This window comes from Alteromonas gracilis, from assembly GCF_002993325.1.
Lineage (GTDB): Bacteria > Pseudomonadota > Gammaproteobacteria > Enterobacterales > Alteromonadaceae > Alteromonas > Alteromonas gracilis.
Map to the genome: position 1 here is coordinate 250,202 of NZ_PVNO01000024.1, position 14,596 is coordinate 264,797.

Annotated in this window: 10 protein-coding genes; 3 read left to right on the plus strand and 7 right to left on the minus strand. The window is 44.9% G+C overall.

The genetic code is table 11. The features are described from left to right. Positions 1–3: 3 nt before the first annotated feature. Positions 4–2,553, minus strand: a complete 2,550-nt coding sequence (nirB, locus tag C6Y39_RS08140; protein ID WP_105930771.1) for a nitrite reductase large subunit NirB — start codon at positions 2,551–2,553, stop codon at positions 4–6. Positions 2,554–2,865: 312 nt separating this feature from the next. Continuing rightward, positions 2,866–4,431 carry a SulP family inorganic anion transporter gene (locus C6Y39_RS08150; protein ID WP_105930773.1) on the minus strand — a complete coding sequence of 522 codons (1,566 nt, stop codon included), beginning with the start codon at positions 4,429–4,431 and terminating at the stop codon, positions 2,866–2,868. Between the two features lie 433 nt (positions 4,432–4,864). Between C6Y39_RS08150 and C6Y39_RS08155 the strand changes: the two genes are divergently transcribed. Both C6Y39_RS08155 and C6Y39_RS08160 read left to right on the plus strand, forming a co-directional pair. Next, a complete protein-coding gene (locus C6Y39_RS08155) occupies positions 4,865–5,152 on the plus strand; it encodes a hypothetical protein (RefSeq protein WP_014948232.1) in 288 nt (95 codons plus the stop codon). Between the two features lie 335 nt (positions 5,153–5,487). Next, the gene (locus tag C6Y39_RS08160; RefSeq protein WP_105930859.1) at positions 5,488–6,852 is read left to right on the plus strand and encodes a nitrate regulatory protein; all 1,365 of its coding nucleotides are present in this window, start codon (positions 5,488–5,490) and stop codon (positions 6,850–6,852) included. 49 nt (positions 6,853–6,901) lie between these two features. Here C6Y39_RS08160 and C6Y39_RS08165 read toward each other — a convergent pair whose 3' ends face one another. Both C6Y39_RS08165 and C6Y39_RS08170 read right to left on the minus strand, forming a co-directional pair. Beyond that, the gene (locus tag C6Y39_RS08165; RefSeq protein WP_105930774.1) at positions 6,902–9,313 is read right to left on the minus strand and encodes a DUF2309 domain-containing protein; all 2,412 of its coding nucleotides are present in this window, start codon (positions 9,311–9,313) and stop codon (positions 6,902–6,904) included. Next, positions 9,313–10,929, minus strand: a complete 1,617-nt coding sequence (locus C6Y39_RS08170) for an NADH-quinone oxidoreductase subunit L (RefSeq protein ID WP_105930775.1) — start codon at positions 10,927–10,929, stop codon at positions 9,313–9,315. The genes C6Y39_RS08165 and C6Y39_RS08170 overlap by 1 nt, the downstream gene beginning before the upstream one ends. A 253-nt stretch (positions 10,930–11,182) precedes the next feature. Between C6Y39_RS08170 and C6Y39_RS08175 the strand changes: the two genes are divergently transcribed. Next, complete coding sequence (locus C6Y39_RS08175; RefSeq protein ID WP_167390636.1) at positions 11,183–12,154, plus strand: L-threonylcarbamoyladenylate synthase; 972 nt, start codon at positions 11,183–11,185, stop codon at positions 12,152–12,154. Between the two features lie 12 nt (positions 12,155–12,166). Here the strand turns inward: C6Y39_RS08175 and C6Y39_RS08180 are convergent, their stop codons facing one another. The 3 genes from C6Y39_RS08180 to C6Y39_RS08190 all read right to left on the minus strand — a co-directional run bounded on the left by C6Y39_RS08180 (position 12,167) and on the right by C6Y39_RS08190 (position 14,586). Further along, positions 12,167–13,066 carry a LysR family transcriptional regulator gene (locus C6Y39_RS08180; RefSeq protein WP_105930777.1) on the minus strand — a complete coding sequence of 300 codons (900 nt, stop codon included), beginning with the start codon at positions 13,064–13,066 and terminating at the stop codon, positions 12,167–12,169. A gap of 142 nt (positions 13,067–13,208) precedes the next feature. Further along, entirely contained in the window at positions 13,209–13,895 is a 687-nt protein-coding gene (locus C6Y39_RS08185) for a nucleotidyltransferase family protein (protein WP_240618841.1), read from the minus strand. Next, the gene (locus C6Y39_RS08190; protein WP_240618842.1) at positions 13,885–14,586 is read right to left on the minus strand and encodes a phosphatase PAP2 family protein; all 702 of its coding nucleotides are present in this window, start codon (positions 14,584–14,586) and stop codon (positions 13,885–13,887) included. Before C6Y39_RS08190 ends, C6Y39_RS08185 begins: the two co-directional genes overlap by 11 nt. Between the last annotated feature and the right edge of the window lie 10 nt (positions 14,587–14,596).

The following is a 14,596-nucleotide window of genomic DNA, read 5'->3' on the forward strand; positions in this document are numbered from 1 at the left end:
TGGCTACACCATTGAGACGGGAATAAACTGATCCTTCCCTGCTACTTTTTCAGCTTCCGTAGCTGGGCGAACCTGTCCGCGCTCTGAAACAAACTGAATATTGGTGTCGCTGGCACTACTGTTTACAAATTGACGGAAACGCTTACGAGATTCAGGATCTTTAATAGTGGTTTTCCATTCGCACTGATAAGCATCAACAACAGCATCCATCTGTGCTTCGAGCTCTTCATTAATGCCAAGTACATCGTTGACCACAACATCTTGCAGATAAGCTAAACCGCCTTCTAAGTTATCCATCCACACCGATGTGCGCTGTAAGCGGTCGGCCGTTTTCACATAAAACATCAGCACGCGGTCGATGTATTTAATAAGCGTTTCCGTATCTAGGTCGGTGGCAAACAGATCGGCATGTCGCGGCTTCATACCGCCATTACCGCAAACATAAAGGTTCCAACCTTGCTCGGTGGCAATAACGCCAATGTCTTTGCTTTGAGCTTCTGCGCACTCACGGGTACACCCCGAGACAGCAAATTTAATTTTATGCGGTGCACGTAAGCCTTTGTAACGATTCTCTAAGTCAATGGCTGTGCCAACAGAATCCTGCACACCGTAGCGGCACCAAGTGCTGCCCACACAGGATTTAACAGTACGCAGTGCCTTCGCGTAGGCGTGGCCGGTTTCAAAACCACCAGCGACCAGTTTTTCCCAAATATCGGGTAACTGCTCTACGCGCGCACCAAATAAATCAATGCGCTGACCACCTGTGATCTTGGTGTACAGGTTGTATTCTTTTGCCACTTCGCCGAGCAGAATCAACTTCTCAGGCGTTATTTCGCCACCAGGTACACGCGGTACAACCGAGTACGTGCCGTCTTTTTGCATGTTGCCAAGGTAAATATCGTTAGTGTCTTGTAGAGGAAGGTGTGAAGCTTTAAGAATGTAGTCGTTATATACCGAGGCTAAAATTGAGCCCACTGCGGGCTTACAAATTTCACAACCTAAACCTTCACCATGCTGTTCAAGTAGCTCGTCGAAGGTGCGAATGCCGTTAACTTTAACAATGTGAAACAGCTCTTGTCGGGTGTGGTTGAAGTGCTCACAAATGGCTTTTGATACTTCAACACCTCGCTTTTCAAGCTCGCTATCTACCACATTTTTAAGCAACGCAGCACAGCCCCCACACCCTGTGCTGGCTTTGGTTTCGCCTTTTACATCGCCAACACTACAACAGCCACCTTCAATAGCTGAAACAATGTCGCCTTTAGTCACGTTTAGGCATGAACAAATAGAGGCCGTGTCTGGAAGTGCATCGGCACCTAATGCTGGTGCGGCATCAGATGATGGCAGAATCAGGCTCTCTGGATGTTCAGGCAATTCGATGCTGTTGAGCGCATATTGTAATAGCGTATCGTAGTCGCTGGTATCACCAACGAGTACAGCACCAAGCACGAGCTTTTGTTCGCTATCTACTACCAGCTTTTTATACACGCCTTCAGGCTGATTTAAGTAGGTGTAGCTAAGGGCACCTTCTGTACGTTCATGCGCATCGCCAATGGAACCCACTTCTACGCCCATTAGTTTGAGTTTGGTACTCATGTCTGCGCCAGCGAACTCGGCATCGCCACCGGTTATATGACTTACGGCCGTGCGCGCCATAGTATAGCCAGGTGCTACTAAGCCAAAGATTTTGTTATCCCACAATGCACATTCGCCCACCGCGTAAATATTAGGGTCAGAGGTCACGCAGTGATTATCAATGATAATACCGCCGCGCTCACCCAGTGTTAGCGCTGACTTTCTGCCGAGCTGGTCGGAAGGTCGAATACCAGCAGAAAAAAGAATCATGTCAGTTTCTAGTGCAGTGCCGTCAGCAAACACCATTTTATAGCGGCAGGTATCACCGGCCTCAATAGTTTGCGTTGCCTTCTGAGTGTGAACCGTAACGCCCAACGCTTCAATTTTGTCCTTAAGAACGTTACCACCGGCTTGGTCTAGCTGTACCGCCATAAGCTGCGGGGCAAACTCAACCACGTGGGTGTCGAGACCGGCTTGCTTTAATGCGTTAGCAGCTTCTAAACCCAACAGCCCACCACCAACAACAACCCCTACTTTGCTCACCGCTGCTGACGCTTCAATAGCGAGTAGATCGTCTATGGTGCGGTACACCAAGCAATGCTCTTGATCGTTGCCAGGAATGGGTGGCACAAATGGATATGAGCCCGTGGCTAGCACCAGTTTGTCGTAGCTAAACACCTGCCCTTCTGAAGTCGTCACTTTATTATTGTCACGGTCAATATCGGTCACTAAGGCATTGGTGACTACGTTTACACCCCATTCGGCGTACTGAGCGGGTGTAGTGAGCGCTAGGTCATCAGCACTCGCGCCGCTAAAAAAAGACGACAGATAAACACGGTCGTATGCGAGGCGAGACTCGCCGCATAAAACGGTTATTTCTACATTGGCATCGCTTTGGTGAAGCTGCTCAACAAAATGATGCCCCACCATGCCGTTGCCTACGACGACAATTTGCGTTTTTGAGTCCAATGAAGTCATGATATTCCCCTTTTTTCGGGACAAAAAAAAGCCCGCTTCAACTTTCGTTGATGCGGGCTTCGTTGCCTATTTTGCCAACGGTTTAGGTCGGCTAACACATTTTACGGAGTGTTATAAATCACACAATTTTCAGCGATTGACACAAATCACCAAAACACACTTTACGTTTATAGCTATCCAAGTTCAGTGCCAAAACCGTAAACAATTGTTTTTATTTGGTTTACTGCAAAATAAGCATTATTCAAATTTCATAACTGCACCAAACGAACGCAAAACTGTGTTCACTTGGTGCATTAAGCGCTATCAAATAACTTAGGCCAGTTTATCCGTTGCTACGCGGTAGCGAGGGTCTTCAACTACGTTAATTTCAACAAATTTGTCGGCCTTGCGAAGCAGTGAACGACACTCATCGCTGATATGACGAATGTGTAGCTTCTTACCTTGCTCTTCATATTTATCTGCAAGGGTATCTAGTGCGTCGATACCTGATGAATCCCAGATACGAGAGTCTTTAAAATCGATAACGACATCTTGTGGGTCGTTAGCGATATCAAACAAGTCTTTGAAATGCGATACCGAGCCAAAGAAAAGCGGGCCGTCCAGTTCATAGACTTTCCAGCCGTCGTTATCAATGTGCGACTTCGCTTCGATATGACGAGCGTGTTTCCATGCAAACACTAGGGCTGAAACGATAACCCCTACAACCACCGCAATGGCAAGGTCGGCAATAACCGTAACGCCTGTCACTAGGAAAAGTACGAACGCATCTTCTTTATTGACGCCGCGAATAATTCTGAATGACGCCCACTCAAATGTAGCAATAACCACCACGAACATTACGCCAACAAGGGCAGCTAGAGGAATCATTTCAATTAGCGGAGCAGCAAATAGAATAAAGCCTAATAATACAACCGCCGCGGTGATACCAGACAAGCGGCCACGGCCACCAGAGTTAATATTAATCATACTTTGGCCAATCATGGCGCAACCGCCCATACCGCCAAAGAAACCGTTTACAGTATTTGCAACGCCTTGGCCAACGCACTCTTTGTTACCACGTCCGCGGGTATCGGTCATTTCATCAATTAATGAAAGAGTAAGAAGCGATTCAATAAGACCGACCAAGCAGAGAATCACTGAGGTTGGTAGTACTATCATGAAAGTTTCCCAGGTGAACGGCACCATAGGAATAGCAAAGCTAGGAAGCTCTCCCGCTAAGGTTGCAGTGTCACGCTGGTCAGCTGGTAACAAGTCACGAACAAAGTCGATTACCGTACGTGCTTCAAGGTCAAGACCGTGTACTAACAAGGTTACCGTAACAATCGCTACCAGCGACGCAGGTACGGCTTTAGTTAGCTTTGGTAGTAAATAGATAATAGCCATAGTTAACGCCACAAGCCCTAACATCCAATATAGCAGCGTACCTTCCATCCACTGCAACTCACCGGCTGCGTTAGTGACTTTAAACTGGCCTAATTGCGCCAAGAAAATAACGATAGCAAGACCGTTTACAAAGCCCAGCATTACCGGATATGGCACCAGTCGGATAAATTTCCCGAGTTTGAAAATACCGCACATTATTTGCAGTAAACCAGCCAAAATAACCGCGGCAAATAAATACTGCACGCCGTGTTGGGCAACCAGTGCCACCATAACAACGGCCATGGCGCCGGTAGCACCAGAAATCATTCCTGGTCGGCCACCAATAGCGGAAGTGATTAAGCCCATCATGAAAGCCGCATAAAGACCAATCATTGGTTCTACGCCGGCCACAAATGCGAATGCAACGGCTTCAGGGACCAGGGCTAGTGCCACGGTAATACCTGATAGCACGTCGTTTTTAACGTTGCTGTCTTTACTGGTAATTAAATCGAACATGTTCTCTCAGAAGCTAAGATGTTAAACACAACAACCCACCCTGGCGTACACCGCGTTAAAGCAGAACACCAAGTAGGTAGGAGATTTTTTCGGCGATTCTATCACCATTGTAGCTTAAAATCTTTTAATAGATTGTTACTACGGCCTGTTGAACGATGATGTTCAGCAAAGATCAGCAGGCCCAGTCCGAACTACTTGGCGCTTTTGTAATAAGCGCAATGCTCTTTGCCCTTTTCCTAATACTGTGAGCTTGTCAATTTTTCATGTACGGTCTCAGGGCTTAATTTAATAGCGAATGCTGACAAATTGCATCGTACATGGCATCGTATAATGGTTTTTATTAACCGCGTCGTTCAATGCGCTTCGATTTCTAATACGGGGCTACGATAAGACGTCGCAATAAGGCACAAGTCTTATTCAACAAGGAGTTAAAGTGGTACCTTATATTCTGACTATTTTGTGTGTGCTAGTGGCAGGCGCTATTCATTGGATGTCGCCGAAGGCTTATTGGAAAGCCACTATTATGTCGACCGCCGTAATTTTACTATTTTCTGTAGCGGCATTGTTTATCTTTAAAGCATCGGGAATGCTGGTTAGCGAGCACACTGGCGAGAATGCTGACTTTTCTGGGCAAATGCTTACCATCACCACAATGATTGCCTTCTTCGGTTTCTTAATATCACTGTTTGTAGGTTGGTTTCTTCGCGTAGTCAGAAACTAATCTGGAAAGCAAAACCACATAGCTTGCAAGGCTGCACCATTTTGGCGCAGCCTCTTCCCGCCAGCGTCATTCAACTTTCCGTAACCCCTTATGAAGTTACCTTAAGTAAAAGTTCCAGCCACACCACATGCCGCTAAATGTCAGCACTACGAGTTTTTTTGTTCACTCTAACGCTTATCTTCATTAATTCCAATAAACAGGGCATAACTGTTGCTTTGTACAAGTGTTGCTCTGCTCAGTGCTAAGAGCAAAGAGTTTCAAAAACGTTTCGCCAATAGATGCACTCATCAAGAAAAAATTCGAAACGTATGTACCAAAGATTAGCAGGCCTTAACATGCTTCATGAACCAGAACAGACCATTGCGCTTTGTAGCGACGCCACTAAGCGCTTTTTGCTAGCGGCCAAGCACGCGGAATTAGCCGTGCTTGAGCAATTATCTAGTAATTGTCGAATTGTAATTGCCGTTCGAGAACTCATTCATGAACTGCAAAAAGAGCGCGGGGCCAGCAATATCTTTCTTGCTTCGAAAGGCGAGCGCTATGGCAGAGATCGAATGCAATATGTTACTGCCAGCGAACAAGCGGAATCCATGCTGAAAAGCCAATTAAAAGCCTTGTATCTGACTGATGAGATCACCACGGGTAACCCGCGGTTGTTGAGCAGCATTACACTCGCTATGCAGGCTACAGACTATTTGCCTCGCTTGAGAGAGCAAGTGAGCAAACAGCAGCTAACACCGCTTGAATCTACGCGCGCTTACAGCCGTCTGGTGGCTAGTTTACTTACTGTTATTTTTGAAGCTGCGGATATCGCGAGCGACCCGACAATTACACGCTTACTGGTTGCCTTATTTAATTTTATGCAGGCTAAAGAGTATGCAGGGCAAGAACGCGCGTGGGGGGCAATTGGTTTTGCAGAAACTCATTTCGACGCGCGCTTGTGTGAAAAGCTTGCTGCGCTTCAGCATGCCCAAGAACATCACTTCAATATATTCTGTGAGTTCAGCTGTAAGCCGCATAAAGAGGCATTGGAAGCATTAAATAAAAGCCCTGCCGCAATGGATATTATCCAGCTTAGAAATATGATCGCGCAGCTTGGTGACGGCAGTCCGATTGCCGGTGAAATATCAGAAGTTTGGTTCGATGTAGCGACCCGTCGTATAGATGCAATGCAGGGTATTGAGGTAGCACTGACCGAAGCCTTAACACAACAAGCTAACAGTAAAGTAGCTAATGCAAAAAATGAAATGGCCAATCATCAACAGTTGCTTACACGCTTTAACGATGAGCACACCAATGATGGCTCGCCGCTCACCTTACTGTTCGACCCTAGCATGCCCGGCTTAGCGGAAGACACGAAAGAACACGAAAACAAAACGCTTTCATTCAGCGAGCAGACAAAAACGTTATCTGCACACCGCTCTTTTTATGATTTACTGCGTTCACAAGCCCAACACATAGAAGACATGGGACGAGAACTCGAAGAAGCTAAGCGAGCAATCCAAGATCAGAAGCTAATAAGCCGAGCAAAGCTGGTCGTGATGGAGCAATTTGAGCTAAGCGAAAACACTGCGTATCGCCGACTGCAAAAACAAGCCATGAGCGAAAATACAACCATCGCGGCAATTGCCGCTAAGATAGTAAATATTGCCGCCAAAAGCGCACAACGCCCCTCAGCAAATGGGCCTCGAAAAAGGTAGATAATAGGAAAAAAGACATCCTTGTCACTACTCCTACACACAATACTTTCTACATACTCAGGCCGTGCGACTTGTACCATTTCCCTTTATATAAGCGCTCTATGACAGCAGGGTGTTCCCAACTAAACAGATATAGATAGTCGTTATTGATAAGGTCCTGCAGCATTTTGTGCTTTTGAACAATGTCATAAATTTTTGTATTCGGGGCCACAATGTAAACGCTTAGACGTTCAGGCTGATGTACCCATCGTTGACCGTTGTAGAGCGATTGTTTTGACAAACCAATACGCAAGTCACCGGAGTTACCTTCGAAAACCCCAATATTATTGTGAAGTGCGTTATGCAGGACCTTATTGCCGCTGCCCAGCTTGTTATTGTCTGCTACAGACGCGTTGTATTGGCTATTAATCCAATTCGTCACAATCATGGGCGCCGTCATTAAAGTTTCCAATATCGATGAGTCTCGATCTGTTTGCCACGCATAGTCATGAAGGAAGGTTTTCCCTTCAAGATCAACGCCACGGGTCCTGCCTCTTGGTCCAATAATAAACGAGGAATTCCCAGCAAGCCCCCATTCGGGCTGAACCTGTGACCAATCACTCGCTCGGTGTTGAAAGCGTTGATTACGCTTTTTATCAGACTCAAACGGCAGATTTTTACTGTAGTGCTTCGCGCGTTCCTTTTGCGCTTGGTGCTTTGCGTCAATAAGTAAGTTTTTAACTTTCTCGGGAACAGGGCTATCGAAACACTCGATATCGTCGGTTGTAGTATTGTGTAAAGCGGGAATAAATCGTGTATTGCCAGCAATTTTATAGCCCATTGCTACAAGCGATTTACGCACGTCGCTGTCGTTGAGCAACTGAGCAAGTACCCTAACATTTACTTCGCCGGATTGACCTCCGCACGCGCCACAGTCAAGGCCAGCCGCATGCAAATTATTTCTTGATTTACTCCCATGACCAACCAGTAAAACCGTTGGTGCGAATGTAGATATTCCCATCATTTTTAGCGCACCGGCCGCTAGAGCAACTTTATCCTCAAGGCCAATGGGGCCTTCTTTATTACTAATTTCCCATTCGCAATGGTGACTTAGGGCGTTAATAGGGTTTTCTTTGCTTGATGGAAGCAAGGTATTCTTCAGCAATTTGAAGGCGTACCACCAGCCTGCTGACTCAACCATAGAAAAACTGCCAAGAGGCGATTTACTCCATTTATGCCACATCGCTCGGTGTTGCGTCATCTCAGCTCTATGGGCAACCACATTCTTCTCATTCACCCTAAGCTGCGGTGAGAGAAGCCCGGGTAACTGGGGTCTTTCGGCATCAGTGTGCTTTGGTGCATAAGAAATGGGCATTCCGAAAAAACCTGCAAAGCCCATAGTTTTTATTGTGGGGCTTTTTAATTCTAGCGTTCGACGTATTACCTCTGAGCGTACATCGATACAAAATATTGCTTGCGTGTCGGGAGCAAGCTGCTTTGCTGGTGACGCAGAAGTTAGCTTAGATTGAAGACGCTGTTGTTGCTCATATTCATAGGCATACATCATCACCCAGAGCCCCCGCTCCGCCTCTTTTTGCCGCGCTATGCGTGAAGATAACTGTCTAATGAGATAGCCAAAACGAACATGAACCTGTTGTGCTTTATCCTTATCAAATTCACGATAATAGCGATAAACAATGAGCTCCCACGCTAAACGGATAGCTAATAAACCTTGCAGTTCATTGCACTCCTTAAGCCACGTTCTATATGCGATATAAGAGGACCAACCATTTAGGTTCATAATCAGCGCATAAAAATAATCTTTAGCGTGTTGTGAAGCAATATTTAGCTCATCTACTGCTTCTTTTAACAGCGTATCAACGTCACTCGGCAAAGAGCTAAATATCTTTTTCAGGCTCTTCGTATTCATTAAAACGCTAATACCACTATCGTGTTTAAGGCCGTTCAACCAGCTTTTATAAAGGGTATTTGCAGGAGTATTTCCCTCAATTTGCACTAACGGTGATTCGTGCTGAAAATAGGCAGCACAAAACTGACTTATCTGAAATATACATTCTTCTTCCCATGTCATTTCATTATTGCTGCGATAAGCGTCGAAGTGTTTCGTAAGCAAAGGTAAGGTCACAGAAGAACGTTCATTTTCCATTGACGCCATAAAGATATCTTTGTTTATACCAACATCATATTGCGCCAAACTATGCTCTATGGCTTTATCTGAAATAGCACCTTCTTTATAAAGGTCAAGCCAGTAAGATGCGGGCATCAATGCAGTAATACCAGTGAGTGCATGAACCCTTGCCGATACATCTTGAAAAGGCTTGTCGATAAGCTTCCAAAAGGGGTTTACCGCAATCAGCTTATCGAGCGGAAAATTAGGCGCGACACTGCCACAGGCTTCTGCTGCCGCTCGCTGGATACGCTTTTCATCAAGACTCGACGTATTAAGAGATACGATTGCCATTATTTGCTCCCTATCTGTGTAATTGACGCTGATTTCTGACGCTTTCCTGTGTTTTGCCTAAGTGTGACTGGGGCAATTTTAAGTGTGATCTTGGTAAACCATTCATCAAGGTAAAGCCCCCCGAAAAGCAATTGCTTGAACTGTTGCACTGTTTTTTTGTGCCCGTAGGAAAGCATGGCTAAATGAATAATAAAAAGTGCTGCAATAATGCTCACCACCCATATATCAACGGGTGAGAACATGTCAGCTGGCTGCGGATAGCGATAAAGAATCGTTTCCGCAACGAAGGCTTTAACGTAGCTGTAGAGAGTAACCAAGCCAATTGAAACACCCACTAGGATATAGAGCTGAGTCTGATCCGACGTTGCGGTTCGCATGGCAATGTAAGCAGTAAACGCTAAGGTAACGAGAACCCACGGGCTTGCAGGGCCTTGATATTCGGTGAGTGAGAAACTTGCTAGTACTATCAGCGAGGTAACGAACAGCGCGTTTAACCAATCTGCAAATGTAGGCGTTCGCTGTGCACTGATATCATGCTCAAGTGCTTCATAAACCGCTGAACCTGAGTTTAAAAACGCGTATGCCTTATAAAACGAGTGGGCAACGAGGTGAATTAACGCTAGCGCATAAAGTCCAAGAGCACATTCTATAAGCATTAGTCCCATTTGTGACGACGTTGACCACGCAAGGCGAACCTTAACCGTCACACGGGTAGTCATTGCTAATGCGCTGAAAAATACGCTTAGGCCTGCTCCAATTCCCAATATCCACTGGGCTTCAGAATAAAGTGAAATAAGCGGTGCGAAGGCTAATAAGAGGTATCCCCCTAAATTAATAACGCCTGCGTGAAGTAATGCGCTGACAGGTGTTGGTGCTTCAACAATGTTAATTAGCCACCCATGTGCAGGTAATTGGGCACACTTAATTAGTGCGGCTAACGAAATAAGGCATGCTGCAAATAGTGAGTAAGAGGATTGCTGCGCACTGAGAGTTAAAGCGACAACGCCGTTTGTTTCACCGGCAGAGGCATTACTTATAAGTGTAAAAATGTCGTTGATATATAGCGTGTCAAACGCGCTATATAAAAGAATAAACGCTCCAGCCATCAATAACTCTGATGCTCTGGCTAGTATGAACTTCTTGTGAGCCGCCACAACTGCTCGCGACCTTTCCGGATAAAGAAGTAACAACCTGTGCAGGGAAAGACTAACCGAGAGCCAACCTAACCAAAAGATCACAAAGTGATTAGCTAATATCGTTACCACAACTGATGCCAAGGTTAGCTGCATCCATTTTAAGAATCGAGGATAACATGCTTCGCCCACAAAATAGTTTCTTGAGAATCGCATTAAAATCACACCAATGATAACTACTGTTAAGATAACTGCGGATTTCACTGGCGAGAGTGTCACTATCATACTATCGAGGCTGGGTGAGGCTGGTGAAAATACCCCCACCAGAAGAGAGAGCGAAAATAGTGCTATAGTGCCCCAAATCGCCACTCGCTCAATATGTAGCTTTGAAAACACTGTGTTCTTAGAGCCGCTGAACCATGACATGACAGTCCAAAATAGCGGTAGTAAAATTAGTAAAAATGAACTCGTTTGAGACGACATGCAATCCTCCTTTTTCTGCCTTGAAGTAGAGCACGCCCAAGAAATTATAAAAAATATATAATTAAACCTATTTCATTCTATTTATTTTAATTGTTAACAGTAATTCGCAGAGAAAATCATTTAAACTCATAGCTTTAATGTAGTTTGTTAATTTTATAGTTCTAAAATATATATCATTTTTATTTAAATAATCCATTTTGATTAAATTTAAAGACATTGCATGATGCACTCAGAAAAAACTACTGAGAACTTTATGAATTACAAAACTTCAGTACTGCGCTTTCCAAAAGACGTTGCTACTGCTGCGGCGCTTATAAGGCTAGGTGAATGCGTTGCTTTAAAAACCGAAACTGTCTACGGGCTAGCAGCCGACGCAACGAACGAAGATGCAATTGGAAGAGTATTTGAAGCAAAAGGTAGACCTGCTGATAACCCGTTGATAGTGCATATTGAAAGCGTTGATGACATGTCACATTGGGCCAAAGACATACCGGATATTGCGTACACGTTAGCAGACGTTTTTTGGCCTGGCCCCTTGTCTTTGTTATTGAAAAAGCAGCATTGGGTATCAGATAAAGTGACGGGCGGCCACGACACTATTGTGCTTCGAGTTCCTGCAAGTGAAAACTTTATGTCGCTAATCCGGGCTACGAAAAAAGGCTTGGCAGCCCCCTCTGCTAACAAATATAAATTCATTAGCCCCACCTGTGCAGAGCATGTTTTGAGATCACTAGACGGACGCATTGCTGCCGTTGTAGATGGTGGTCAATCCGATGTTGGTATCGAATCGACTATTTTAGATATTACAACACCCATTCCCACTATTGTTCGCCCCGGACCTATCGATGATTTGATGATAGAGCAAGCGCTAAGCGAGCCTGTTAAGTATGCCGACAACTTAGGTGTGACCGTGCCCGGTAGCGCCAAACAACACTACCAGCCGAACACGCCTGTGCAATTACTTTCAACAGAGGCGTTGTCCAAAATGCAGCTTCGTGCTGATGAAGGGGTGATTTCCCACACGGCTGATTCAGTAAATGTAAAAAGTAAAAACTGCAATGTATTGCGACTACCTAAAGATCCCGCTAAGTACAGTGCGCATTTTTACTCGTCTCTTTATCAACTCGATATGCAGAATTTACGCTGTATATATTTAGAGGAGACGCCTAGCGATAATTTGTGGTTAGCGATAAACAATCGAATAGGCCGAGTCGTGGCTAGATAGCGGTTCTATCTGTTACGTCATAACCGTGATGTCGCTTTTGGCGTTATCAATGAGCTTTTGAACTTGGGGCGTTATTTTCTTTTTAGCGAGTGTTACAGCGTAAAAATGCTCGTATGCATCTGGTAAACTCTGCTGAACATAAAGAAGGCCATTGGCAACTTCATCTCGAACAACCACAGAGGGCATTACAGAATAAGCGCCACTATCTCTCGCGAGAAGCCTCAGCATTGCCATATCGTTAGTTTCAGCTTTTACGTTGGGCGTATATTGTGCTCGAGCACAAGCAATACTAAAGGCCGAGCGTATTTCACTGTTTTGCGAAGGAAGGACCCACGAGGCATCAGCATAGCTCTGAGGAAATTTTCTTGCTTTTCGGGGTTTTGCCGGTCCAATTATTTCAATAGCTTGTCGAGAGACCAATTCACTGTGCCAAATGCCTTTTTGTTGACCTAGTTCTATATTGTGGTTAGTAAGAATAATATCAAAGCGAAAGCTAGATAAACCGTCAAGAAGATTACTTAAGCCAGCCGTCTGCAACGAGAAAGTGGTAAATTTGTCGTTTATTAATGGCAGCGTAAAGCTTTCTACAAAGTTTCTCGATAAGTTAGAAAGAACACCAATAGCCACATGGCTGGACTGTGAGGGAATGCCTTTATTTATCAGATTTTCTAGTTCTTCTCCCTTTGAAAATATTTCATCCGCATACTCTAAAACCTGCTTCCCTTGAGAGGTAAGTATTAACTTTCGCCCCTCTCTTTTCAGTAAGGATACACCTAAATTCTCTTGGAATTGTTTAAGTTGCGCTGAAATTGCAGACTGAGACAAATGAATCTCGTTTGCCACCTGAGTGAGGTTCCCGGTATTTGCTACACGCCAGAAATAGTAAAGGTGGTGATAGTTCATTCTAGCCATATACAAAACCCTAATAACTTAAGCGAAATAGCCACGTTCAGATATTAAACAAAACGTTTACTAACGCTCATAATATGCCATAAATCAACAGGCTGCAGCCTTACTAATATAAAGATTATAAAGGAAAAGTCGTGGCTTTCGCTTATTCATTTCGTTGAAGTAGACCTTTACAATTTCGCATGTGTTTTTTAACTACCTTCAACAAAGGCCAAGTCTTAAGCCAATTTTTAGACCTTACTCGCTGTTCAAAAACATCAGGTCTTGGATATTTGGGATTAATACTTATCGTTCCAGCAAAGTTTGCTTCTAAGCCGAAGGGGGCGATTATGTCTACATCATCATTCGCTAAGAGGCGAACCGCTACGCAGGTTTCCTGCTCTATCCAATATGAAATGGCGTCATGACAACTTCGATAAGCAGAGTGATTATGTGCCAGATGCATACGCGCTTGGTTTTTTACCTGCCAGTTAGCGTGTGGTACGAGGCGGGAAAGTTCATGTTGAAACAATTGCTCCTGCGACTTAATTGCATATAGCGCTTCATGGTAAAAATCTGATTGGGAAAGTGATTCTTTTGTGCTTTTATATTCAGCGCTACTGTTCGGCATAGCAACTTTATCGCAAAAGTAAACGACATCGATATCATTGAGTGGAGTAGGCGAAACCTTTTGATGCAGTTCATCCCAAATGGCATTTCGAACAAACCCTGCCCCAATATACCCTTGTGGTACTTCAAGGGAACGTAAGGCGCGAAGGCATTGCACTTTAAAGGGATCGCGCTTGATTATCTCACCGGGTCGTTTACACAACTCATCTTGTTTAGGCTTCACGTTTTATACGCAGTTTGCGTTTCCACTTAATAACATAAAAGCAAAACGCCGCCATGCTTCCACCGGCAAACCAGCCTGCGACAATATCACTCGGCCAATGCACACCGAGTAAAACGCGGCTCAGCCCAATACAAAACACCAGGAAAGCGGTAGCAACATAAATCCATACTCGCACTTTCGTACTTTGCGATAATTGCGTGAGTAAATTCGCCACATAAAAGTATACCAGCGTAGATAGCGTAGCGTGCGCTGACGGAAAGCTTTGCGTGTACACATCAACATGCTGCATGGTAAGCGATGGACGCGGCCTATCAATACCCGCTTTAAGTAAAAATGTCATCGCAATTCCCGCTGCTACAGCAATAACAAACGTTAACGCCTTTTTTTTCTCTCCCGCCATGCCCAAGGCGCCAGCCACTGATGTCACCACGAAAACAAGCACAGTATTGCTGCCTAGCGCTGTGGCATCTCTAAGCACATCGCCCCGCCAGCCTTCCACGCTACCAAGGGTACTAAGCGCTTCAAATACGCTGTTGTCAAAAGACGTTAGCACACCCATGTAAACAAAGAGCATAACAAGCAAAAAACCCGTGCCCAGCAACAACACTTGAATTGCTGGGGTCTTAATAAAATCGACGTAGGGGGCAAACGTACCGCTATTTTTCATATCGCTGCTTTCCATTTCACTCATTCTGTTCCAC